General features: G+C 43.4%; 21 protein-coding genes and 4 pseudogenes. 16 read left to right on the forward strand and 9 right to left on the reverse strand.

The window, feature by feature from the left end; genetic code table 11:
* Nucleotides 1–7: 7 nt before the first annotated feature.
* Nucleotides 8–1,810 carry a hypothetical protein gene (locus CCS41_RS09030; RefSeq protein ID WP_119797512.1) on the forward strand — a complete coding sequence of 601 codons (1,803 nt, stop codon included), beginning with the start codon at nt 8–10 and terminating at the stop codon, nt 1,808–1,810.
* On the forward strand, nt 1,746–2,273 hold the full coding sequence (locus CCS41_RS09035) for a hypothetical protein (RefSeq protein WP_162860047.1): 528 nt from the start codon (nt 1,746–1,748) through the stop codon (nt 2,271–2,273). Before CCS41_RS09030 ends, CCS41_RS09035 begins: the two co-directional genes overlap by 65 nt.
* Nucleotides 2,274–2,429: 156 nt before the next feature.
* Here CCS41_RS09035 and CCS41_RS09040 read toward each other — a convergent pair whose 3' ends face one another.
* The 3 genes from CCS41_RS09040 to CCS41_RS09050 form a co-directional block, all read right to left on the reverse strand.
* Entirely contained in the window at nt 2,430–2,744 is a 315-nt protein-coding gene (locus tag CCS41_RS09040; protein ID WP_119797514.1) for a BrnA antitoxin family protein, read from the reverse strand.
* The gene (locus tag CCS41_RS09045; protein ID WP_119797515.1) at nt 2,722–3,021 is read right to left on the reverse strand and encodes a BrnT family toxin; all 300 of its coding nucleotides are present in this window, start codon (nt 3,019–3,021) and stop codon (nt 2,722–2,724) included. Before CCS41_RS09045 ends, CCS41_RS09040 begins: the two co-directional genes overlap by 23 nt.
* A gap of 238 nt (nt 3,022–3,259) precedes the next feature.
* Nucleotides 3,260–3,814 (reverse strand): recombinase family protein, encoded by a 555-nt coding sequence (locus CCS41_RS09050; protein ID WP_240313909.1) that lies wholly within the window; start codon nt 3,812–3,814, stop codon nt 3,260–3,262.
* Between the two features lie 218 nt (nt 3,815–4,032).
* Between CCS41_RS09050 and CCS41_RS17710 the strand changes: the two are divergent.
* A pseudogene (locus CCS41_RS17710) lies at nt 4,033–4,829 on the forward strand (IS701 family transposase); the annotation flags it as partial.
* A gap of 25 nt (nt 4,830–4,854) precedes the next feature.
* Here CCS41_RS17710 and CCS41_RS09065 read toward each other — a convergent pair.
* Nucleotides 4,855–5,868 (reverse strand): IS630 family transposase, encoded by a 1,014-nt coding sequence (locus CCS41_RS09065; RefSeq protein ID WP_119797244.1) that lies wholly within the window; start codon nt 5,866–5,868, stop codon nt 4,855–4,857.
* A 72-nt stretch (nt 5,869–5,940) separates the two neighbouring features.
* Nucleotides 5,941–6,963 carry an IS630 family transposase gene (locus CCS41_RS09070; protein ID WP_119797078.1) on the reverse strand — a complete coding sequence of 341 codons (1,023 nt, stop codon included), beginning with the start codon at nt 6,961–6,963 and terminating at the stop codon, nt 5,941–5,943.
* Between the two features lie 85 nt (nt 6,964–7,048).
* Between CCS41_RS09070 and CCS41_RS09075 the strand changes: the two genes are divergently transcribed.
* Nucleotides 7,049–7,627 (forward strand): transposase, encoded by a 579-nt coding sequence (locus tag CCS41_RS09075; protein WP_162860048.1) that lies wholly within the window; start codon nt 7,049–7,051, stop codon nt 7,625–7,627.
* A 242-nt stretch (nt 7,628–7,869) separates the two neighbouring features.
* On the opposite strand, the gene recN is transcribed toward CCS41_RS09075, so the two are convergent.
* Together recN and nadK are read right to left on the reverse strand one after the other, a co-directional pair.
* A complete protein-coding gene (gene recN, locus CCS41_RS15685) occupies nt 7,870–9,531 on the reverse strand; it encodes a DNA repair protein RecN (protein ID WP_072550180.1) in 1,662 nt (553 codons plus the stop codon).
* 87 nt (nt 9,532–9,618) lie between these two features.
* A complete protein-coding gene (gene nadK / locus CCS41_RS15690; protein ID WP_072550190.1) occupies nt 9,619–10,491 on the reverse strand; it encodes an NAD(+) kinase in 873 nt (290 codons plus the stop codon).
* 125 nt (nt 10,492–10,616) lie between these two features.
* Between nadK and grpE the strand changes: the two genes are divergently transcribed.
* Nucleotides 10,617–11,231 carry a nucleotide exchange factor GrpE gene (grpE, locus tag CCS41_RS09085; RefSeq protein ID WP_072550179.1) on the forward strand — a complete coding sequence of 205 codons (615 nt, stop codon included), beginning with the start codon at nt 10,617–10,619 and terminating at the stop codon, nt 11,229–11,231.
* Nucleotides 11,232–11,290: 59 nt separating this feature from the next.
* Here the strand turns inward: grpE and ung are convergent.
* Both ung and cytR read right to left on the reverse strand, forming a co-directional pair.
* Nucleotides 11,291–11,970: pseudogene (gene ung, locus CCS41_RS09090) on the reverse strand (uracil-DNA glycosylase).
* 861 nt (nt 11,971–12,831) lie between these two features.
* Nucleotides 12,832–13,854 carry a DNA-binding transcriptional regulator CytR gene (gene cytR / locus CCS41_RS09105; protein ID WP_072550177.1) on the reverse strand — a complete coding sequence of 341 codons (1,023 nt, stop codon included), beginning with the start codon at nt 13,852–13,854 and terminating at the stop codon, nt 12,832–12,834.
* A gap of 386 nt (nt 13,855–14,240) precedes the next feature.
* Here cytR and recJ point away from each other — a divergent pair.
* The 11 genes and pseudogenes from recJ (at nt 14,241) to aroE (ending at nt 23,454) form a co-directional block, all read left to right on the forward strand.
* Nucleotides 14,241–15,973: pseudogene (gene recJ / locus CCS41_RS09110) on the forward strand (single-stranded-DNA-specific exonuclease RecJ).
* Nucleotides 15,974–16,322: 349 nt separating this feature from the next.
* Nucleotides 16,323–17,981: a winged helix-turn-helix domain-containing protein gene (locus CCS41_RS09115; protein ID WP_072550175.1), complete on the forward strand. Its 1,659-nt coding sequence runs from the start codon at nt 16,323–16,325 to the stop codon at nt 17,979–17,981.
* A 19-nt stretch (nt 17,982–18,000) separates the two neighbouring features.
* Nucleotides 18,001–18,426, forward strand: coding sequence for a type III secretion system invasion protein IagB (iagB, locus tag CCS41_RS09120; RefSeq protein ID WP_420836467.1), 426 nt, complete (start codon nt 18,001–18,003; stop codon nt 18,424–18,426).
* Between the two features lie 136 nt (nt 18,427–18,562).
* Nucleotides 18,563–19,768 (forward strand): annotated as a pseudogene (locus CCS41_RS09125) (PrgH/EprH family type III secretion apparatus protein).
* Nucleotides 19,769–19,785: 17 nt separating this feature from the next.
* Nucleotides 19,786–20,103 (forward strand): type III secretion system needle filament subunit SctF, encoded by a 318-nt coding sequence (gene sctF / locus CCS41_RS17220; RefSeq protein WP_083429593.1) that lies wholly within the window; start codon nt 19,786–19,788, stop codon nt 20,101–20,103.
* Nucleotides 20,104–20,162: 59 nt separating this feature from the next.
* Nucleotides 20,163–20,456 (forward strand): type III secretion system inner rod subunit SctI, encoded by a 294-nt coding sequence (gene sctI / locus CCS41_RS09140; RefSeq protein ID WP_072550171.1) that lies wholly within the window; start codon nt 20,163–20,165, stop codon nt 20,454–20,456.
* A gap of 69 nt (nt 20,457–20,525) precedes the next feature.
* A complete protein-coding gene (locus CCS41_RS16695) occupies nt 20,526–21,251 on the forward strand; it encodes an HrpE/YscL family type III secretion apparatus protein (RefSeq protein WP_072550170.1) in 726 nt (241 codons plus the stop codon).
* Entirely contained in the window at nt 21,248–21,712 is a 465-nt protein-coding gene (locus tag CCS41_RS09155; RefSeq protein ID WP_072550169.1) for a hypothetical protein, read from the forward strand. The genes CCS41_RS16695 and CCS41_RS09155 overlap by 4 nt, the downstream gene beginning before the upstream one ends.
* Entirely contained in the window at nt 21,696–21,959 is a 264-nt protein-coding gene (locus CCS41_RS09160) for a phosphopantetheine-binding protein (RefSeq protein ID WP_072550168.1), read from the forward strand. The genes CCS41_RS09155 and CCS41_RS09160 overlap by 17 nt, the downstream gene beginning before the upstream one ends.
* A gap of 4 nt (nt 21,960–21,963) precedes the next feature.
* The gene (gene tsaC, locus CCS41_RS09165; protein ID WP_072550188.1) at nt 21,964–22,509 is read left to right on the forward strand and encodes an L-threonylcarbamoyladenylate synthase type 1 TsaC; all 546 of its coding nucleotides are present in this window, start codon (nt 21,964–21,966) and stop codon (nt 22,507–22,509) included.
* Nucleotides 22,510–22,614: 105 nt separating this feature from the next.
* Nucleotides 22,615–23,454, forward strand: a complete 840-nt coding sequence (aroE, locus tag CCS41_RS09170; protein WP_072550167.1) for a shikimate dehydrogenase — start codon at nt 22,615–22,617, stop codon at nt 23,452–23,454.
* Nucleotides 23,455–23,461: the final 7 nt, after the last annotated feature.

Below are 23,461 nucleotides of genomic sequence, written 5' to 3' on the forward strand. Positions count from 1 at the left end.
CAAACCCGTGAAGGCCGACGATGCGCTGGCCGCCGCCGCCGGTATTTTTGAACCCGCGCAGTCAATGGCGCTTTCCACGTTATACCCCGCGTCCGTCCCCGCGTCTGTGGCGGCCTATCTTCATCGTGTGGTCGGCGATATTGATGGCGATGGTGATGACGATATTGTTTCCATCACCAAAACAGGGGACCTCTACACGCTCTTGAGCAGCGGCAATCGCCAGATGCCTTTTATCGCCAAAGCAGTACAACATCATGACGGGATAAAACAGCTGTTCACGCCAGAGAAATTCAATAATGCGCAAATACAGCTGCATGATATGAATGGCGACCACCGCGCCGATTTAGTGGTGATCCAAGACGATGGAAGCTACACCATTGCAGAGGGACAAGCCGATGGCACCTTTGGCCCGGCGAAGGCGGCAAGTCGCCAGAACCGCTTCGCACCCCGTGGCGCCAGTCAAATCGTGAACATTATTGACGAAAACGGCGAAAAATTCTTAGTGTCCCTCCGTCCCACCGGCGAGGCAGTCCGAGCCCCTTTTCGCCGACCCTCGGAGGCCGACTCCATCAACAAGGTGAATATGGGCGAGGGTAATGACAGAGTCCTGGGCAGGCGGGACAGAAAAAATGACTTCGACATCGGCGGCGGCACCAAACAGTTTACTGGGGGCAGCCAGGCAGACAGTTTTCGACTTTTGGGTCAAGCGGCGCCGACCACCCCGCACGTCCTGGATGGCGGGCAGGGTGCGGGGAGCGATCGTGACCAGGGAGATACGGTGATCGCCTCGCGCCAACCAATGAATGGCAAGAGCACCCTGCTGGCGCTCGATATTGGCCTCGCCGCGTATTACCGTGAGGGGCAGCGCCAGGATGTGATTGATCGGTTAGCCCGGATTGCGCAATTAACGGGGCAGGCGCGAGAAGAGGCGATAACGCAGCTAAACGCGTTGGCGCATGTTAAGACACTGGCTCGGTTAAGCCACATTGAACATGCCTACGGACAGAGTGACGTGTCTGTCTTACTGACAGGAGACGCGGGTAACAATACCCTCGGTTTAGGGCGCGGGTATGCAGCCGGAGGAAAAGGAACAGACAGCTACCATATCCTTCGCAATCAGAGCGCAACACGCGCACAGATAACGTTAAAAGAGCAGGTGGAGCCGCAGGCACACAGCAACGTGCTCCTGGATTATGACGCAGAAGACATCGCCAGTATTCGGCTGGCCGGCGAAGAGGTGTGGCTGCAACTGCGGGGCGATAACGGGGCCCACACTGAGCTAAGGTTAGAAAACATGTACCGTCTGCACGCAGACGGTCAGCAAAAAAGCCTGCAACACGCCTATGTCCTCCATACCCGTGATGGCCTGCGCATCACCGGATGGCCACAAACGCTCAGACGCGCCGCCGACGGGCATTGGCCATCCCTGACCCCGTTAACCGCGCACTACATTCCCGAGCATGACCAAAGCCGACAAGCGTTTCTGCGTGCGGCCCGACCGGAGGACATCCAGGTTGAATTCATCACCCCCAGCCGTGAGGGTGAAAAACAAGTGAAAGTCACCATCAAGGGAAAACCGGTCAGCCGTCATGAAAATAATAGCCCGACCCGGGTGCCTCATTTTTTACAACTGGCGCAGGTAGGGACGAAATTTAGCACCCACCTGCAAGGAGACAAACGAAATAACACCTTGTCAACCACGCCTCTGCCGGGAGACGAGGAAAATAATCGCTTATGGCACCAACATGGCAAAGATACACTCAAGGGTAAAGGGGGCAGACAGGTATCATATCCAGGCTGGCGCCCGTAATGTCGAGATTGATAACCAAGATAATGGCAGCGAAAACGGCGGATACATCGCCCAAGATGTCGTGCTACTGCCGTGGTCGTTCGAAAACATGCGGATAGAAAAACAGGATAACAACGATGTGGTGCTGAGCCACGCGAGCGCCCCGAGTTCGTATCCGACTGTCCGTATCAAACACTTTATGAAACATGCAGAGTACCGTCATCTTTGGTTACAAGATAAAAACGGCGTCTTTGATAAATTGGATGTCACGCCAAAAAACGAGGTCCTGTTCAACGGACTGCAAGAGGTGCAAAAAGAAAGACCGGCCCATCGAGATGACGCTCAGGTGTCCAGTGCATTACGTGAAGCCATGTCAGGCCTTCCATCTTCAGGCCGTGCTACACAGGCACAGACACCCGCGTCACTCACGCCGGTTAACCCCCATGTAGGCAGCCTCAGCACACCTTTCATAGCAGGAGCATAAAAACGAAAAATTAAATAGACAAGTTACTCACTCTTTTTCCCCGTCAGGGCAATCGGCCAAGAAACCTGTTTAAGGTAACATGGCACGCTTGCCCCGACGGGCCTAGCTTAATCAGAAGAATGCCATGTGATAGAGTTTAGTCAAAATCTTAGAGCCTTACACCTTGTGATGCAGAGAGCGGATCATTGCTTCGCGCAAGATAGTGTTGATACGGGTCTGATAGCCTTTACCTTCACTCCTAAGCCACGCAATGACATCCGAATCAACCCGCACCGTCGTAGAAGTTTTGGTAGGCTTATAAAGTGGATTTTGCACGGCATTTTTCCAAAATACATCGTCCAATCGCGGACTATCGCTGTAGTCAATGGATTCATCCGGCATCGTTTTCAGTGTTTTAAGCTCTGCCTGCTGTTCTGTTGTCAACGGAGGCAGGTTTTTCAGATCAATTTCATAGCGAACGATTTTGCTCATAACGCTTCCTCTCTTTAGGTTCGGCACGACGAGCCGAAATGATACGAATGACGTCGATGTCGTCCTCGTTATCTCGGATGGTATGTGCCACCAAAACCAACAAATAGCCCTCGACAAGTCCCAAAGCTTGCCAGCGGTGTTCCCCATTTTCGATGCGGTCTTGCTCAACCAACGCGAACGGGTCAGCAAAAGCACGGATGGCTGTTTCGAAACTTAAGCGGTGCTTCTTGATGTTGCTTTCCGCTTTCGTCTGATCCCATTCAAATGTTATCTTCATACGTTTATGTTACTACATTTTTGTTGGTCTGCAAGGGAATTATAGGATTATGCGGTATGCGTTTAACGCAGGGCATTTCTTTGCCTATATCTTAAAGGGGTCGTGTGGAGGAACCCCCAAAAGTGTTCGTTCTGAGTTAACACTATGAATTAACTATTTTTTAATAACGAAAATTTATCTCAATGCCATTTACATGATGATTTTTCTTTACCTTACCAAGGCCTACTAGAGAGAATGCTCAACGTGTAACAACCCGCTCTGTTTTTTCACCAATAACAACCCCTCTGGATCGTAAGTACAAATACAACGTCGTTTTTGAAATGGCTAATTGTTCAGCAATTTTTTTAACTGGGATAGTCCCATTTTTATAAAGTGCTTCAGCGATAGCCGCTTTTTCTATTGCCGTTGGGTTCATTCCTTTAGGGCGCCCCCCCTTTCGCCCACGCGCGCGTGCTGACTTTAATCCCGCCTGCGTACGCTCTCTGATAAGTTCACGTTCAAATTCAGCCAATGAGGCAAAAATACCAAAAATCAATCGACCCTGCGCGGTGGTGGTATCAATCGGATCATTTAAGCTGATTAAGCCCACTTTTTTTTCGAGAAGCTGGGTAGTAAGATGAATCAGGTGTGCCAAATTTCTGCCTAAGCGATCCAACTTCCATACAACCAAGGTGTCTTCTTCTCTTAAATTTCTCATGATTTCATCAAGAACAGGTCTTGCTGTTTTTGCACCACTTGCTATTTCTTCAACTATTTGCGTGCAACCCGCCTGTTTCAGTGCATCAACCTGCATGGACACCTATTGCTCTTTCGTTGAAACACGAGCATAACCTATTTTCATGCTTTTATAGTCCATTTTAGTGGGGAGAAAACCAATATTTGAACCAAGATTAACTGAACCGGTTTATCTTACCAAAAAAAGCGTATACTCTCCCTTCACTGACACGAGTTTCGCACTGTAATAAATGATGGTCAAAGGAGAGTAGGAAAAAAGATAAGAATGGTAATGAGATGTCAGACTATCCCTGTACGAAAGACCTTTATAAAGCATTTTTACAAGCGAGTAGTGTCAGATATTCTGGTCTAGCGTTGTCAGAAGTGAGCCCGTCGAGGGATCGCATGATAGCGTAAGCCGGTGGTTAAAGAGCCGGTGTTTTCGTCCCAAAGAGTTGTGGCAACTTGTCGCCCCCTCGATAGACCGGGAAGCACCTTGTTTTCTGATTGCGGATGATAGAGTGCTAGCCAAAAAACGGAGTAAGAAGATAGAGCGAGTTCATTATCACCATTCTGGTAATGAACATGATGCGATAGCCGGTATTGGTTTGGTTAATCTGTTGTGGCAGGGTCTTAAAAAGGGAGAGTCAGTGCCTATTGACTACCGAATTGACGACAAAGAGACCGACGGAAAAACAAAAAACTCGCATTTTTGCGACATGCTCAAACTGGCAAAAGCGAGGGGTATAGCCCTGAAGCGGTGGTAATGGATGCGTGGTATTCGGTATTCAAGTTTAGATAATCTCAACGCCGTTCGTTCTCCTGGCTGGATTGGGGTCACCACCTTGAGAAAGAACCGGATAGTTAATCGCAACGTCACATTAGCCTCACTTGATATTCCAGAAGAAGGGCTTTCAGTACACCTGCGGGGCGATGGTTGGGTGACAGTCTTCAAGTTTGTGACCAAACACGGTCGCATTGATTATGTTGCAACGAACAAAGAGAACCCCACCCGGGAACAGATGAAGGCTGTCACCGAGGCCCGTTGGTCTGTTGAAGTTTATCATCGGGAAATCAAACAAACTTGTGGTATCTACTCATTCAACTTGAAGGTCTGGATTAGATGGTTTGGAAATTATCGTTAATTCTGCCCCTGAGAAAGGGAGCAATTTTTGCCAATGTACTATCAAAAAATTCGGCTATAGCCCCACGAAACTCTTTGGCTGAAGAGAAAAATCGGTTGTTTCTGACACGCTCGTTCATGACCTTCCATAATCGCTCGATGGGATTAAGATTAGGGCTATAAGGGGGTAAATAATGGAGTACGATAGCCTTCTCTAATGCGGCGTCTTTGACTCGCTGACGGCAATGATAGCCAGAATTATCTAAAATAATGTGTATCTTTTGTGCATCAGGATAAGCAGCTTTGAGCTGCTCAAAAAAAGCGACGGTGGTTTCTGAATTCACCTGCTCAGGACGGGCACTGACCACCTTCATGGTGCTCAATTCAATGGCTCCCATGACATTAACCCGTGTTTTTGCCCCTGTTTTGACCAGCGGCTTATCTTTGCCTTTCCTTATCCAACCGCAGACCACTTTGGTGGCCATCGTTGGAGGGGCTGAATCCATAAAAACAATCGGTTCATTCTTAAGAGCACTCTCTAGCAAAGTGAAATAAGACGCGATAAACGCTTCTTGCTGAGCAACATCCACTTTAACCGGCGTCGCTTTGGGCTGCTTATAGCTAAAACAATGCGCTTGCAGCCATTTTGTCATGCCAGATACGGTGTAACAGACGCCAAATTGGGTTTCCACATAAGCACAGATATCGATGACACGGCTATAAGTCGTGCTTTCAATGTGTTTTTCAAGCAATAAAGATTCATGCACGCTCAACTTACTATACGAGCCGCCATTTTCAGGCTTTAATTTTTCGTCTGAAAGCCAATCTGTTACATGTTGCCTCACTGTTTCTTCATGAATACGTAATGCTTGGGCAAGCGCTTTGTTATTCCAGCCTTCATTTTTCAACAACACGGCTTTGATTCGATCTCGAACACGGCCATCGTGTTCGTAACGATGAAGGCGTTCCAAATCTTGTTTTTGAGAGGCTGTCAGTGAGTTTATTTTCATGACCTTATTTTTAATCTAGTTGAGCAAATTTTCCAGTGGTTTTAATGGCGATGGGTATATACCCAAGTGAAATCAAGATGCAGGATTTAGCGCCTGGAAATTATCGTTTAAGCGAGATACCAGAGAACTTGCCATTTGTGGTAGCTTCACTTCAAAGAAGTTTAAGATATCGTTCTTAAAACTCTGTTTAGATGGGTAATATCTATTGTTTCGTGTTTGCTCATTCATCACCTTCCACAATCGCTCTATCGGGTTTAGATTCGGGCTATACGGCGGAAGGTAATGAAGCTGGATATTCAACGTAAGCGCGGCGTCTTGCACAAGCTGTGAACGGTGATAGCCTGCACCCTCGAGGATCACATGTGCCGTTGTCGTGATGGGATAATGCGCGCGAATGGCAGACAGGAAGTGAACCACATTTTCGCTGTTAATCGTCTCATCATCACGGATTATGGGGTTAGCCACATTCTGGATGTTCAAGGCTCCCATGATATTCAACCGCGTTCTGCTCCCGGTGGTCTCTATCGTTTTATCCTGGCCTTTTCGTATCCAGCCGTAGCTTATTTTGGTGGCTTGTGTCGGATGAACGGCATCAATAAACAGTATGGGGTCATTACCCGCGGCGTCTTTCAATTCGCTGTAGGTCTTTATAAATTGCGGCTGTTTCTCAACGGCAAATTTATGCGGAACACCTTTCGGCTTTTTATAGCTAAAGCCATGCTGCTTCAACCCTTTATACAGACCTGATACGGTAAAGGTGATGTTCCAGCGTCCAGCGATATAGGCCACAATTTGGTGATTGTGGTGGTAGAGCTGCTGGGTGAGATGTTCAACCAGCGACGTGGTCTGTTCCGCATTGAGATAGCCATCGGAGCCGCCATTTTCAGGCTTGAGCTTGTTGAGTTTATGATAGTCTGTAAGGTGGCGCCGCACCGTGGTTTCATTAATGAGCTGTGAGTGAGCAATCATAGGGGGAGTCCAGCCGTCTGCGGACAACAAAACACACCGGATCCTGTCACAGACACGGCGGTCATGGCTTTGACGATGTTGGGCTTCGAGGGTAATTTTCTGGTCAGCAGTCAGCTCTATTTTCATGGCTATGAGCATGATCCTTATCGACTTCAAAATCAAGCATCTTCATTGATCACGGGTATATAAAGCATTTTTACAAGCGAGTCGTGTGAGATATTCTAGTCTGGTGTTGTCAGAAGTGAGCCCGTCAAGGGTATCCCATGATAGCGTAATTCGCAGGTTAAAGAGCCGCTGTTTTCGTCCCAAAGAGTTGTGTCAACTTGTCGCGCCCTCGATTGAGCGTGGAGCGCCTTGTTTAGTGATTGCGGCTGATACTGTGCTAGCAAAAAAACGGAGTAAGAAGATAGAGCTGTTTCATTATCAATATTCTGGTAATGAACAGGGTGTTATAGCCGGTATTGGTTTGGTTAATCTGCTGTGGCAGGGTCTTGAAACGGGAGAGTCAGTGCCTATTGACTACCGAATTGACGACAAAGAGACCGCCGGAAAAACAAAAAGCTCGCATTTTTGCGACATGCTCAAACTGGCAAAAGCGAAGGGCATAAGCCCTGAAGCGGTGGTGATGGATGCGTGGTCAAGTTTAGATAATCTCAACGCCATTCGTTCTCCTGGCTGGATTGGGGTCACCACGTTGAGAAAGAACCGGATAGTTAATCGTAACGTAAAATTAGCCTCACTTGATATTCCAGAAGAAGGGCTTTCAGTCCTTCCTGCTCTCGAACACTGAGGACGTTACGCCGAAAATCAACGGAATAACTCATCTTTAGCTCATTTGGATTATTTTTTATATTATAATTAAAGTTAAAGTGCACAGCTATATCAAGCGGTATAAAGCCCTTGAATTTGTGTCAAAAATTAATTGACCAGAACAAATTTTGCCCACATTAATCAACTGTTGGCTATGTGACTGGTAAAAGTGGCAGACCTGCGTTCCCTTCGTCAATTAAGGTAACGACTGCACTTTTAGTGCTATGCAGTCAGCAGCTCTTTTGCATTGGCCAGTGTGTTTTTTGTGATCTCGCCCCCACCAAGAAGACGTGCCAATTCTTGCAATCGGCTTTTTTTATCAAGCCGATACATGTGAGTTTCTACTTCATTGCCATCAGTTTGCTTGCTAACAAAAAAATGTTGATGACCACAACCTGCAACTTGTGGAAGATGAGTCACACACATTACCTGAGTTGATTCCCCTAATTGGCGCAGTAAGCGACCAACAATGGCAGCAGTTCGGCCACTAATACCAACATCAACTTCATCAAAAATTAATGCGGGAGTATCCATTTTGCGAGCAGTGATCACTTGAATGGCTAACGCGATACGTGAAAGTTCGCCACCCGAGGTAATTTTAACTAGAGGCTGTGATGGCTGACCTGGATTCGTGGTAACGCAAAATTCAATGCGACTCGCTCCATCAGCGCTGAGGGACTCTGGTTCAAAGAATGTAGCTATAGTAAATTGACCATGAGGCATAGCAAGCTGATTCATACTTTCAGTAAGTAAAGTCGCCAGTTCTTGTGCATAATATTGGCGTTTACGATGTAGTTGATCAGCTATCTCCAAAGCGTGTTGATAATGAGTTTGCACGCTTTGGCTAAGTTGTTGATGATCATTTTCCTGTTGTGCAAGTAGTTGTTGTTCTGCCAAGAGTTGTTGATAAAATTGGGGCAATGCTTCAGGAGCAATATGATGTTTCCGCGCTAAATCAAGATGAAGCGCTAACTGCTGTTCCAGTTCATGCAAACGGCCTGGTTCGTTGTCCAATTGGGCAACATAATTTCTCAGTTCAATGCTGACTTCATCGATCTGAATTAAAGCGTCTTCGAGCATAGTAGGAAAGTTATTGAGTTTATCATCTATGTTCGCTAACTCTACGATTTGTTGTTTGACGCTATGGAGTTGGCTAAGAATATCCTGTTGTTCACCATCGGAGAGTGATTGAAGAACCTGTTGGCTAATCGACAACAATTGACCTCTATTAGCTAAACGTTTGTATTCCGCATCTATTTGCTCATATTTCCCTACTTTAGGGGCAAGGGCATCGAGCTCTTGGAGGTAGTATTGCAACAGTTGCTGACGTGAATTAAGTTCAAGTATCTGTTGCTGATATAGTGCCAGTGCCTGACGACTCTGATGCCAAGTCTGATAAGCGTTTTGCATTTTTGCTAACAATACGTGTTGATTAGCGTATGCATCAAGTAACCGTTTTTGGTGTGCAGATTTTAGTAACAACTGATGTGCGTTTTGACCGTGGATCTGAATTAATAATTGGCCTAACTCACGTAACTGAGAAAGTGGCACAGCTGTCCCATTGATAAAACCTCGTGAGCGACCATCGGCACCGATAACACGGCGTAGCAGACATTCATCACTGTCATCCAAATGGTGATCTTTCAGCCACTGGCGGGCGGAAAGAGTGTCTATCAGTGAAAAACGTGCGCAAATATTGGCACGTGATGTCCCTAAACGTGCCATATTTCCTTCTGAACGAGACCCTAAGCACAAACCCAAGGCATCAATGGCTATGGATTTACCTGCGCCGGTTTCTCCAGTAATGGCGGTCATTCCAGGTTGAAAATCAATTTCCAACTCACGCACGATAGCAAAGTTATGGATAGTTAGTTGAGCTAGCACGGCAAATCTCCTGTTAATAAATACAATGCTGTATTTATTAACAGTATAACCCGTTTTTATCGACAGTAAAGTATTGCTTGCACTTTTTTAGAATAATTTTTTTGACCAACTTAATTTGGTACTTAACGTATTAAAATAACTGTAATTTTTGGGATGAATGAGATCAAGGTGACATTTACTGCGGCTGATCTCTATCTCTTCACCTTTCCGAATGGGCAGAGCAATCTGGCTGTCACAAGTGATTTCTAAGTCATTACGGGAAACTTTTAAACGGATAGTGCTGCTACTTTTGATGACCAGTGGCCTTGCCGATAAGGTATGTGGAAACATTGGCACCAATACGATAGCATCGAGGGTTGATGTTAGAATGGGGCCGCCGGCAGAAAGTGAGTAAGCCGTAGATCCCGTTGGCGTGGCGATAATCAGTCCATCAGAACGTTGCGAGAAGGCGAAATAATTGTCAATATAAACTTCGAATTCAATCATCTGTACCCTTTTGCGAGAATGTAACACGACTTCGTTGATCGCTGTGCTGGGCTTTTTGTGATGGTTGGCATGGAGAACTTTGACCTCTAATAGAAAACGCTGTTCACTTAAGTATTCACCTGCTAGTACCTCAGCAAGCTGCTGCTGAGCAGTATCTGGATCCAAATCGGTTAAAAAACCAAAGTTACCTCGGTTAACGCCGATCACTTTGATATCATGTTTGGCCAGTACTCGAGCAGAACAGAGCATATTACCGTCACCACCAACCACAACCGCCAAATCCGCATTTTTACCAATATCTGTTAAGCTACCCACAGTGGTATTGCTTAAAGCGAGATCCTTGGCAATTTGTTCTTCAACGATAACCTCGTAGCCCTCGGACTTGAGCCAATGGCATAGCATCTTGTGTGTGTCTAGCGCAGTCTGGTGGCGTGGGTGCCCAACAATACCAATACAGTTAAATTTTTTCGTCATTACCGCCGCTTTCCTCACAGGGATGTTTCCTTCTTTCAACATTGTGACCAATTCCCTTGAATCCACCGTTTTGATCCCCATAATAGACCAACTTGCGAGATTAATGCTAAAACGCGGAGATATCTATGAAGAATGACAATAAAGAACAGAAAACGTCTATCGATAAAACGTTGGCAGAAGAAAATAAACAGACAGTTGAGCAGCAAGCAAGCGAAACATTACAGACCGATGATACTGTGGACCAACGTGTTACTGAACTAGAAGCCCAAATTGCCAAGCTAGAAACGGCATTGGCGGCTGCCGAGAAGAGAGAACGTGAAAGTTTGCCCCGCAAAGAAGCTGAAATCGAAAATATCCGTCGTCGTGCCAAAAATGATGTCGAAAAAGCTAGAAAATTTGGGCTAGAAAAATTTTCAGGCGAATTATTGCCGGTGATTGACAGTTTGGAAAAAGCATTGTCACTGGTAGAGAGATCGAATACTGAACTCTTACCCATGATCGAAGGGCTCGAATTGACGCTGAAATCTTTACTGGACACTGTAGGTAAATTTGGTATTGAAATTGTTGCAGATATTCAGGTGCCGTTTAACCCGGAGTGTCATCAAGCGATGAAATTGTCTGAATCTGATGAAGTTCAGCCGAACTATGTCATCAAGATGATGCAAAAGGGTTATAAACTCAATGGCCGCTTATTACGTCCAGCGATGGTCGAGGTATCCAAGGGCAAAGCAGAAAGTTAACATTTTTTCCGTGATCATTAAGGCACTTTTTTCAACAGTGCCTTTTTTGTGGTGTCAATCTACGCTAGCAGTCCTGGCTGCCAGTCTATCGGCACCAAATTATGCTCTTGCAACAGTTGGTTCGTTTTCGAAAAATGCTGACAGCCGAAAAACCCCCGATGGGCAGATAAGGGGGATGGATGAGCCGCTTGCAGAATAAAATGACGTTTTGTATCAATCATCCGTCCTTTTTTTTGTGCATGAGATCCCCACAACAAAAAAATTATGCCTTCTCGATATGTATTCAATGCAGCGATGACCCGGTCAGTAAAAGTTTCCCAGCCAAGATTTGCATGAGAATGTGCTTTACCTGCTTCAACTGTCAATACCGTATTCAACAGTAGCACACCTTGTTGCGCCCAGCTTTGTAAATAGCCGTGATTAGGGTATATAAAACCCGGAATATCTGCCTTCAATTCTTTATACATATTCATCAGTGAGGGGGAATAGGCACGCCAGGTAGCACGGAAAATGATAGGCCATGTGCTTGATTTGCTCCATGGTAAGGATCTTGCCCGAGGATAACCGCTTTGACTTCCATCAGGGCAGTAAAACGAAAGGCATTGAATACATCTTGCTGCTCAGGATAGACGACTTTACCCGCATCGCGTTGCTCTGCTACGTAGCTGAGCGTTTTCTGAAAGTAAGACTGTTGTTTTTCCTGGCCAATAACATCGTGCCAAGTAAGGGGAATCGACATCCGAGCGTTCCTTTTGCTTTGATTAAATGGTAGCACCGTCTCACAACAACGCTACTGGTGTGTTGGTAAGCTTACTTATTAATGATGAAAAGTGGAACTGTTAAAATTCCAATGTCAATTAAAGATCATTAATTTTTGAAAAATCACCATCGATATATAACGCATTGGGATCATATAATTTTATCGGATGTAATATTAGCGCTACAATTATTTTTGAGATACCGATATGAAAAACAATTTGCTTTTTACGATTATTATGCTGGTAGTGATCAACACTGCACTAAAAATAAAGACAACACTTTAAAAAATAATCTATTAAATAATATTTTATTTATATAATAAGCAATAAAACACGATTTTTCATTTATTATGAGTAAGTTGCCTTTTCATTTTAACCCATCATTTGTGTCATTATACGTCAATATTGCTGTTGCTTACCGAGCAAAGGTTTCTTTGTTAGGTAATAAGGCTCTAAGAGCCTGTTCGAAATCTTTTGTGCTCGCCGTATTTTGGTCAAGTAATTCGTCAAAAATGCGCTTAAAATGCTCATTGATTCCCTCTTATTATACAAAAAATAAACTGCGCGTTTTCGCCCGTTTTTTCTTCGTCTGAGCGTCACTCAAGAAGATTTGGAACAGATTCTTAGTTCGGTATAACCGACTTTTGAGAGACGGCTTCGCCGTTTAGATACGCCAAATTCGCACAGTTTCGGATTAAGCCTTGTGTAGGCTATACAGCTACGCAATTTAATTTTGATTAGCACACAAATATGAGCCATTCCGTATATTTACTCCTCAATGTATCCGTTAGGCAATCAAAATTAAATTGCGCAGCTATACCACCTATTTGCTGTTACCAAGGTTAGCATCTGGGCCTAGATGTGCTTTTACGAATGATTAATTCGTAATCTAGCAGATAAGAACCCGTTTTCATCCGCTGGCCGCTAAGCTGTTCAAGCAGTAACAACATGGCTTTCTGACCAATTTGATAGCAAGGCTGTGCCACTGTGGTTAATGGGGGATCGCAATATTGTGATAATTCCAGGTTATCGAATCCTACTAGTGAAACGTCTTGTGGGATCTGTAATCCCAGTTTTTTTGCCTGCCAAATTGCGCCAATGGCCATAATATCGTTGTAACAAAATATTGCTGTAGGTGAATGAGGTAATGTCATCAGCGTGGCGAATGCTTTGGCTCCTGCCTCGTAGCTGCGATCAGCACGAACGATGTACTCATTTCTTATTGTAATACTGTTACGGTGAAGTGCTTGAATATAACCTTGCAGACGGTAACAACTAAGTGGAATACACTCTTGCGCGGCAATACAGGCAATACGATGATGGTCCAACTGGCTATGTAAGTAGTCAACGGTTTGAAAGGCAGCACTGAGATTATCGATATGTACCGTGGACAATTCCAGTTCCGGAACAAACTCATTCACCATGATCATTGGCGGAAAATTCCGTTGCTGCTCTTTACCAATGTTAAAAGGCAAATTGGAGCCCAAAAGTAACATGCCATCAATCTGCTTGGTAACAATCAGATCGATAAACGTTTGTTCCTGCTGAATTTGTTGTGCGCAATCTACGATGATCACTAAATAAGCATGATCGACGGCCGTTTTCTTTATGCCCTGAATAATATCAGCAAAAAATGGATCGCTGATATCTGGTACGATAACCAAAATATTATGGGATTCATGATGGTTAACATTACGGCATAAGGTATGAGGATAATAACCCACGGTGACAACTGCCTCCTCCACTTTGCGCCGGGTAAAAATGGAAACTTTTTCTGGGTATGTCAATGTCCGCGACACGGTTGCAGTTGAAACGCCTGCTATTTCGGCAACTTTTTTCATAGTAAGATCTTTCTTATGTTCCAACGGCTTTCTCCTTGCTCTGGCCACAAGTCAGCACATTCCTGCCTGTATACCGGGAATAAAGTCAATTTGTTATCTAATATGCATAAAATAGATGACATAAATGATTTTTTTCGATACAGCTCGCAAAAATCTTATCCCTGTTTGTTACCTATTTTATGCTATTCCATTTATCATGGAACAAATGCAATCTTAGAGCCTGTTCCAAATTTTTTTCGCGTTGCTCAGAAGAGGGAAAACTGAGCGAAAGGCCAAGTTTACTTTTTGTACAATAAAAGGGCGTCAAGGAGCATTTTGAGCGTGTTTTCGACGAATTACGTGACTAAAACACGGCGAGCACAAGAAATTTCGAATAGGTTCTCAATAGATATTTGTAGGTACGGTGGTCAGTGATAATCAAAACCCAGCTACGTCGTCGTGAAATGACACCTCAATATAAACTGCCGTTGCAATTGCACCCGCTACTGCGCCGCCTGTATGCGGCGCGGGGGGTTAAAGATGCACAAGAGTTAGAACGGGGTGTAAAAAGCCTACTGGTATGGCAACAACTAGCAGGTATTGACACAGCGGTTAATCTGCTGCAGCAGGCAATGACTGAACAGCGGCAGATAATGGTCGTTGGAGATTTTGATGCCGATGGCGCTACCAGCACTGCGCTGGCGGTACTGGCGCTGCGCAGCATGGGTGCGAATAACGTGCAATATTTGGTGCCTAACCGTTTCGACGATGGTTATGGTCTTAGCCCTGAGGTGGTCGAGCAAGTTGCTGTCCGAGGTGCAGAATTGATTATCACGGTAGACAATGGTATTTCCTCTCACGCCGGTGTCGATCTCGCTCATCAAAAAGGAATACAGGTTCTGGTGACCGATCACCATCTACCTGGGGATGTTTTGCCCGCTGCCGACGCCATCATTAATCCTAATCTTGCCGATTGTGCTTTCCCTTCTAAATCCCTCGCTGGAGTCGGGGTAACGTTTTACCTCATGCTAGCATTGCGCGCTCGTTTGCAAGATAGCGGTTGGTTTGCGCAACAGGCATTGCTGAAACCGAATCTGGCCGAGCTGCTGGATCTTGTCGCTTTAGGCACCGTCGCTGATGTGGTGCCGCTGGATAGCAATAACCGTATTTTGGTACATCAGGGTTTGAACCGTATCAAGGCAGGGAAATGTCGCCCCGGTATCTGTGCCTTATTGGACGTTGCTAAACGTGATGCACAACAATTGGTTGCCAGTGACCTGGGATTCTTCATTGCTCCTCGGCTCAATGCAGCGGGACGCCTGGATGATATGTCGATTGGTGTGGCATTGTTACTGAGTGACGACCAAGAAGAAGCACGAACACTGGCTCAGGATCTTGATGCGCTTAATCAAACCAGACGTGAGATTGAACGAGGTATGCAGGCAGAAGCGTTGCAACTCTGTGATCAACTGGAATACAACAGCAACGTGTTGCCCTATGGCATTGCTATGTATCACCAAGAATGGCATCAGGGGGTGGTAGGTATTCTCGCATCACGCATTAAAGAACGTTTTCATCGGCCAGTCATCGCTTTTGCCCCCGCAGGAGAGGGGATATTGAAAGGCTCGGGGCGATCTATTGCCGGTTTACATCTACGCGATGTATTGGAGCGCCTGGATGCAAAAAATCCAGGGCTCATATTAAAATTTGGCGGCCACGCGATGGCGGCAGGGCTGTCGTTACAGCAAGATAAATTTGAGCAATTTCGACAATGCTTTGCCGATCTCGTCGGCGAAACATTGGATGCCTCACAGCTTGAAGGGATTATTTGGTCCGATGGGGAGCTGAGCGCAGGCGAATTATCACTGGAAATAGCGGAATTATTGCAAGCAGGGGGCCTTGGGGACAAGCTTTTCCGGAACCCACTTTTGATGGTAAATTTCGCATTCTACAACAGCGGCTAGTAGGTGAATGCCATTTAAAGTTAAATTTGCAACCGCTAACCGGTGGCCCCTTACTGGATGGCATCGCCTTTAATATTGATCCTAAGATATGGCCCAATAATACTGTGCTTGACGTTCATTTGGCTTACAAACTCGACGTTAATGAATTTCGTGGCAAACGTAAGGTTCAATTATTGGTGCAACACCTTTGGCCGAGCTAATACAGGCTCTTATCTCTACATCAGTAAAAAATACCTTTCCTCCTCTATTACGAAAAAATTGCTAATTTCGGCACTTTTACAAGTGCTATACATTTTTTTACCAAGAATAGATTAATATGACCGCCATTGTTTGTACCTATCTTATTAAAGATAAATTATAGTCATATTGAGATAGTTTTGTTTATATAAAACGATTATTTTGTCCTAGCCGTTATTTAATCGTAGAAACTGCGTTTCTTTTTATAAACACAGTGATCTATTAAACAAACGTATCTACTTGCATTAACCACCTTATTAATGGAAGTAACACAGAAAATTTAGGCTAATTAAACTAAGAGATTAGTATCTAATGAATAAAATATTATCTGACGTTGAACAATATATTTTTGGTGAATTTACTTTAAGAATGGATGGAATTCTTTATTACCAGGATAAAGAAACCAGTCTGCCACCTAAAGAACTTGGGGTGTTAATACTCTTGCTTAACTCCGCCGGTGTACTTATTTCTAAAGATGAAATATTAGAAAAAGTGTGGGGAGGTGATGCTGTTGCTGAAGAATCATTGACACGTTGTGTCTATGTATTACGACGCTTACTGAAGGAAAATAAAAACAATCGCTATATTGATACTATTTATGGTAAAGGCTACCGTTTTACATGCCCAGTCACCCACGTCTCGCCAGTGAATGAACGTGAATCAAAAAGTGTGCTCGCCGTATTGCCTTTCAAAATGGATAACCCTACTCATTCATCAGTGATGCACGACTTTTTAATACAGGCGTTATCAAAATATGCGGCACGAGGGCTAAATATTTTGCCTTCAACATTGACCAGCAGTTGTAAAGATTATGATGATATTGTCACTTTATTGGATAAAACCCAGCCTGATTATTATCTCGCGGGTATGATGATAACCCATAGTATTAAACCTTCGCTACGTATTGAATTAGTACGTACTCGAGATCATTATATCGTTCACCGAGAAAGTTTCACGCTTGATGAGAACATTAATTTTAGTTGTCTTAGTTTGCAATGCCTGATCGACGATTTTCTACCGCGTTATATCCCTTGTTTAATTAACGGAAAAAATGCGGTTTCACTCATGAAAGAATCAGATACTGCCATTGCTTACCTTAATGGACGCCATCAACTTGATTGTTATACGCCTTCGAGTGTGAAAAAAGCTTTATCACAATTTTTGCAATGTTTGGATAAAGATCCAAACCATCCACTTTTATTAACCAGTATCGCTGAATGTTATTTGGCAATGGCAAATTTAGGTTTATTCGATAAAAAACATGCGCAAATGGAAGCAAAAAGGACGGTAATAAAAGCCTTGTCGAAAGAGCCAGATAATGCTCTAGCCTTATCCCTATTAGCGATACTAAATAGTATAAATAAAGAACATTGTGTTGCTGATATTTTATTTCAACAGGCGACATCACTCGCACCATCGAATGCGGCAATTCATTATTATCATGCCTGGCATTTACTGCTTGTGGGGCGTATAAAAGAAGCGCTTGATGCGGTACATATCAGTTTGAAATTATTACCGACAAGGGTAGCTTCTGGCATTCTTAAAATGCTATTAAACTTTATCAATGGTGATGCTACTGCTGCTATTCGCATAGGCAAAAGAAAATTGATTGAACAGGCACCACAACATGCCACATTACAAAGTTTTTTGGCGGTTATTCTGGCAAAAGAAGAGCATTATATCGAAGCCATTGAATTAGCCGAAAAAACGAAAGCATCCGCTGAAAACCAAGGTATTTTATTAGATAATTATCACTATGTGAATTCGCCGAGAGAACATAATCATGGTACGCAAAAAACTGTGCACGATTATTTTATGCAGAATTATTTCATGAGTGATATTTCAACAGCAGCAAAAAATGCGTCACTTTCTTTGAAATATAAAAAATTATCAACTCCAGTTAAAGAAAAATGTTTTTATAGTCCATTACGACACAACAACACTGTTACTCAATTAAATATAGCTAGCTAAAGGAAATATCAATATGAAAATATTTGTCTATTTAAATACACTCATCCTGCTTATATTCAGTCCATTGGCACAAGCAAGTTGTTGGCAGCAAGCAGAAAAAAGTTTTGGTATTGAAGCAAAATTGCTTAAGGCCATTGCGCAAGTAGAGTCAGGAATGAAACCCAATGCAGTTGGTCGCAATAATAATGGCAGTTATGACGTTGGATTGATGCAAATTAACAGTAGCCACTTTCCACGGTTACGTAAACTTGGCATTGATGCAAAAAAGATGAAAGCAGACCCCTGTTTGTCGGTGCTTGTCGGTGCCTCAATACTCTCTGATATGATGAAAATTTACGGATATTCTTGGGAAGCGGTCGGTGCTTATAACGCGGGATTACATAAATCTCGTCGTGATCTGAGAATGCGTTATGCTCGTCGTGTATGGACACATTATAACAAATAAAATAAAACATGATGGTCATCAGGATAATTGATGAGATTCTTATCAGGATGTGACAAGCGCCATTTGTTAATCTCTCATTATTATATTGACACGGCTAGACTTCACATTGGATTGCTAAAAAAAGTAATAAGCGATTATGCATAGAGAAATAAAAAAAGAAACCACAGCAGCACAGATCGTTATTCGTTTGCTCAATGGTATGTTAAAGGGCTGTGAATTCGATCTAGCGAGCGGTAAAACATTATTTATTGTGGCTAAAGAAAATGAAGTGTTAACACAACAGCATTTACCCATTTTTCCTGAAAATACTATTTTTATTCCGGTTACTTCAGCAGGCAGTAATTTTGAAATTAACATTGATGACCAAACGCCAGCCAACGTATTATTACGTGAACTAAATAATGAAGACGATAGCGAAAAAAATAAGGCAGCGTCGATACTCTTTAACCAAATAATCACCGTTGGCGAAGTCGTTTTTGCGGTCAAAGAAATAAACAGTGAATGGGCAGAAGAAATTCTGCTTTATCCGGGAAAAGAAAAAGAAAAAACAACGCCCTTGCCATTAGCAAAAAAATCCCGAGCCGCTCTTTGGTGCTCTTTAAGCGCAGTAACATTAATTTCGGCAATCATTGTGGCTAATTTTGACTATCGAGACAGTAAGCAAAAACAAAGCGGTGAACTTTCATCCTTGCTCGGTGATAACGAAGGAAAATATCATATCTTTCACGGTCATGATGGTTGGATTTATATTCTGGCAAATAATGAAAAAGAAGTGGCATGGGCACGGCAATCTTTGATACGTCTTCATTTTTCTAAGCCAGTCAGAGTGCTAAGTTTGCAAAGTGAAGAACAACGCATTGGATTATGGTTAACTGAAAATTGGCCGACGGTAAAATACCATCGCATCAGAATAGAAACACCTCAATCACCCGTAATATTAATCAGTGAAGAGCGCAGTCAGCTTAATGATCAACAGCGGGCACAGCTTATAAAGAATTTGAATCAACAAATTCCCTATGCCTAGCAAAGTCAATTGCTAGTGATAAGTGATACAGAAGTCGCTTATCAGGCCGAAGCGGGGATTAAAAAAATGGCCATTCCTTATACCCGCAATGATAACAGCGGCAGTGTCACCTTTATTATTCAAGGGTCACTGGATGATGGTCAATTACAACAACTGCGTAGTTTTGTCACCGATTATATGCAAACCTGGGGCGAACACTATGTGCAATTTTCCGTTGAATTAAAAGATGATTGGCTCAAAGGCAAATCATTTAAATACGGTGATCAGGGTTATATAAAGGTTGCTCCTGGTTACTGGTACTTTCCTAAACCTTTATAAATTTGAGGAAAAATAAAATGTCAACTACTGCACCCACACCAGTTAAAAATGAATATATTAAGGATGTCAATGAAATTGTAGAACATTTCAATAACGGAGGCAAAAGTTATTTAGCAGACGTATCTACAGATTTTAATGCTAGTGTAATTTCTGCTCAAGCTAAATATAAAAAAGCTTTAGATGAATTAAAAAAACCGGGAAACATAGATTCACCATCACATCTGGCTGACTATCAACAAAAACTCAGTACCTATACCATCATCAGAAATGCGCAATCTAATACGATAAAAGCACTGAAAGATATTGATATGAGTATTGTGGGTAACTTCCGTTAACAGAAAGGCAGGGGACTGCCCTGCTTTCTTTTTTTATCTTTCAATCCATAGAGGTAATCATGAATTCACTAGAAAATATTAAAGGTATGGCGGCTGTTGCTAATGATATTACGCCAGATAACAACCCAATAGTCTCGCTGGAAGATCGTATGGTTCAGTCTTATGCTACCAATGCGGTAGATTTTTCTGATAGAAGAAATGAAATTTTAGCAAAAATAGCCAATCCTAGGATAAGCACCGATGAGCTTGCTCAATTGCAAAAAGAACTTGGTGAATATAATTTTGACGTTTCACTGATATCCGCCCTGACCAAAAAAGTGACCGGTGCAGTAGAAACCTGTTTACGTGCATGATTTCGAATAGTCTCTAAGACAAAATATGAATAAAAATATTAACCAAATTTATTACTGTGGCTATTCACTATGTTAAAAAATATTCCCTTACTTTCTCCTTCAGCGGCACATGAAGGCGTATTACTGACACGGGCACAAGTAACTGGGCAAAAACGGGCAAAAAATATCTTGTCTGAAGCCTTTTGGCGTGCAAAAAAAATCCTTAAGCAGGCGACAGTAGACGCGGAAAAAATACAAAAGAATGCCTACGCTGAAGGTTATCAACAAGGTGTGATTACTGCGGCACAGCATATTACGCAATATATTGATGCGAGTCATAATTTAAGTGATAAATTAAACGCGACTTTACAAGTACGGGCCAAAGAAATGTTGTCCAACGCACTGGACCACCCTGATTTACTGATTATTCTGGTAGATGAATGGTTGCATAAATTAGATAAAGAACAGGTTGATAATGCGCCTGTATTACATTTAATCCTGCCAACCTATGCCAAAAAAAGACATGCTCAATTGTTGCAATTTCTTCATGAAACTTGGAGTAAACCGATAAACATTGAATACCATGAAGAAACCAGGTTTGTCATTAAATACGCTGATCACATTGCTGAATTTGTTCCCGATGAATTTCTTGAACAAGCCGTTACCGGTTTATCACTGGCCAATGAGGCGATGACAGAATGCCGCCAACTCTCACAAAATGCTTTACAACAACTGAGAGAGGTTTTTCAAACAAAATTTGACGCTGCTCAATTAAACAATGACACAGATGTAAAGACTGAGAAGGAAAAGCTATGATAGAGTCTATTGGTGGGGTATTTTATGATTCAGGCTCGGTTTCATCGAATGAAAGCAAGCCTCCTCTGCGACTGAGGGATAGAATTAAAACGTTAATGGATGATCTTGATAAAAATGCCACCCGTCCTGATGATTTTGATGCTAGATCCCAGGGATTAAAAGAAGCTTTCTATCGGTTTGAGTCTGATTATAAAAAATCCGCTATAGATTCTGCTAAAGAGTCTTACCGAGAACCGCAAAGGATAAGAATATTGAGGCAATCTTTTAAAGAAAAGGTTATCTCTGAGGCAAAACTTGACGATAGACTCAAGGCACAAGATGCCGCTAAAGATGATGATAAAATCATGGAAAGCTTCGGCTTTAAGACCTTGTATAAACCTTGGATGTCGGAGATTATGACGTCGAGTACTGCGCCTAGTAATGAAGAAGATTGGGGATCGAAGGATGAAGAAGAGTGGTAAAACTGAGTACGAGGCCGTCATCCGCCAAATCCTGGTTGCTTGTCTAGGATGTGACGAGCAGGATATCAGTGGTGAAAAGCACCTGGTTGATGAATTATACGCAGATTCCATCGCACTGATCGATATGGTGATCATGATCAGTGAGCAACTGAAGCTTGATATGAATGAAGAAGATATCATTGATATTAATACCGTGAACGATCTTTATCTCTGGGTAGAAAATAAGAAAAGCCTCTGTGATAAATAAAAATATGGCTAACATAGTGTTAGCATTGCAACGTGAAGAAGTGATTGCCTATCCGACAGAAGCCGTATTCGGCCTGGGCTGTGATCCTGATAGCGAAAAGGCCGTTGATGCCTTATTAGCCTTAAAACGACGTCCTCGGGAAAAAGGATTGATTTTGGTGGCAGCGAATTATGATCAGTTAAGGCCTTATGTGGATGATACACAACTGAATAGGGTACAGCGGCAAAATGTCTTTGCCAGCTGGCCAGGCGCCGTCACCTGGGTGATCCCTGCTCGTTCAGAGACGCCTTGTTGGTTGACCGGACGCTTCAACTCGCTCGCCGTCAGGGTGATTGATCATCCGCTAGTGCAACAGCTTTGTACTTATTATGGTAAGCCGGTGGTTTCAACCAGTGCGAATTTAAGTGGTTGCCAACCTTGCCGCAGTGAGAGCGAAGTTAAAATGCAATTTGGCACAGTTTTACCTGTGTTATCCGGACAGATTGGCGGTCGTGAAAAGCCTTCTGAAATCAGAGATAGCTTAACCGGCAAACAAGTGCGTCAGGGCTAAGCTAACAGTAGACTTCTTGCAAAACCTACTACCTGCTGCAAATTCTGTGTTACCGGGTGCTCGCGATCCTCATGGACTCACAAAAAGGTTTCATAGAGAAAAAATATGCCGCAATTTGCAGTTTTTGGTAATCCTATCGAACACAGTAAATCACCTAAAATTCATGCGCTTTTTGCCGCACAAACCGGTATTTCGCAGCAGTACAGTGCGATACTGGCGACCCATGCTGATTTTGAAGCAACGTTGACCGCTTTTTTTGCTGCTGGTGCACAAGGGGCTAATATTACCATGCCGTTTAAGGAACGCGCCTACGCGCTATTTCGTCACCATAAACAGGGCTGTCACTATGAGCTATGCCACCAGCTTACTGAAAGAGCAGCACTGGCGGGTGCAGTGAATACTTTAAAGCGTTTAGACGACGGACGATGGCTTGGCGATAATACCGACGGCATGGGCTTATTGAGTGATCTTGTGAGGCTGAATTTAATCCAGACACAAGATCGTATCCTATTGATCGGAGCTGGCGGCGCAGCTCGTGGGATCATCCCGCCTTTACTCTCGTATGGTTGCCATATCGTTATCACCAATCGCACTTTTAGTCGTGCACAACAGCTCAGAGAACATTTTAAACAGCATGTTGATGCATGGGACATGATGGCATTAGCCGGAGAAAAATTTAATTTAATTATCAATGCCACTGGTTCGGCGATGAATAATGACATGCCCAGATTGCCTGCCTCTATTATATCCAATGATACAGGTTGCTATGATTTGTGCTATCAATCAGGTTTGACCCCCTTTCTCACTTGGGTCGCGAAGCATGGCGCAATACACTATACCGATGGTTTAGGTATGCTAGTTAGCCAAGCGGCACATGCATTTAAACTTTGGCATGGTGTGATGCCCGATGTCACGCCAGTATTAAAGCTGCTGCGTAGTGATTAATGTTAAC

This window comes from Candidatus Fukatsuia symbiotica, from assembly GCF_003122425.1.
Taxonomy (GTDB): domain Bacteria; phylum Pseudomonadota; class Gammaproteobacteria; order Enterobacterales; family Enterobacteriaceae; genus Fukatsuia; species Fukatsuia symbiotica.

Bases quoted from the DNA above. Each gene is read 5' to 3' on its own strand.
- CCS41_RS09035 (WP_162860047.1), top strand. From the start codon at position 1,746: ATGGCAAAGATACACTCAAGGGTAAAGGGGGCAGACAGGTATCATATC.
- CCS41_RS09040 (WP_119797514.1), bottom strand. From the start codon at position 2,744: ATGAGCAAAATCGTTCGCTATGAAATTGATCTGAAAAACCTGCCTCCG.
- CCS41_RS09045 (WP_119797515.1), bottom strand. From the start codon at position 3,021: ATGAAGATAACATTTGAATGGGATCAGACGAAAGCGGAAAGCAACATC.
- CCS41_RS09050 (WP_240313909.1), bottom strand. From the start codon at position 3,814: ATGCAGGTTGATGCACTGAAACAGGCGGGTTGCACGCAAATAGTTGAA.
- CCS41_RS09065 (WP_119797244.1), bottom strand. From the start codon at position 5,868: ATGAAAATAAACTCACTGACAGCCTCTCAAAAACAAGATTTGGAACGC.
- CCS41_RS09070 (WP_119797078.1), bottom strand. From the start codon at position 6,963: ATGAAAATAGAGCTGACTGCTGACCAGAAAATTACCCTCGAAGCCCAA.
- nadK (WP_072550190.1), bottom strand. From the start codon at position 10,491: ATGACGAAAAAATTTAACTGTATTGGTATTGTTGGGCACCCACGCCAC.
- grpE (WP_072550179.1), top strand. From the start codon at position 10,617: ATGAAGAATGACAATAAAGAACAGAAAACGTCTATCGATAAAACGTTG.
- CCS41_RS09115 (WP_072550175.1), top strand. From the start codon at position 16,323: ATGAATAAAATATTATCTGACGTTGAACAATATATTTTTGGTGAATTT.
- sctF (WP_083429593.1), top strand. From the start codon at position 19,786: ATGTCAACTACTGCACCCACACCAGTTAAAAATGAATATATTAAGGAT.
- sctI (WP_072550171.1), top strand. From the start codon at position 20,163: ATGAATTCACTAGAAAATATTAAAGGTATGGCGGCTGTTGCTAATGAT.
- CCS41_RS16695 (WP_072550170.1), top strand. From the start codon at position 20,526: ATGTTAAAAAATATTCCCTTACTTTCTCCTTCAGCGGCACATGAAGGC.
- CCS41_RS09155 (WP_072550169.1), top strand. From the start codon at position 21,248: ATGATAGAGTCTATTGGTGGGGTATTTTATGATTCAGGCTCGGTTTCA.
- CCS41_RS09160 (WP_072550168.1), top strand. From the start codon at position 21,696: ATGAAGAAGAGTGGTAAAACTGAGTACGAGGCCGTCATCCGCCAAATC.
- tsaC (WP_072550188.1), top strand. From the start codon at position 21,964: ATGGCTAACATAGTGTTAGCATTGCAACGTGAAGAAGTGATTGCCTAT.
- aroE (WP_072550167.1), top strand. From the start codon at position 22,615: ATGCCGCAATTTGCAGTTTTTGGTAATCCTATCGAACACAGTAAATCA.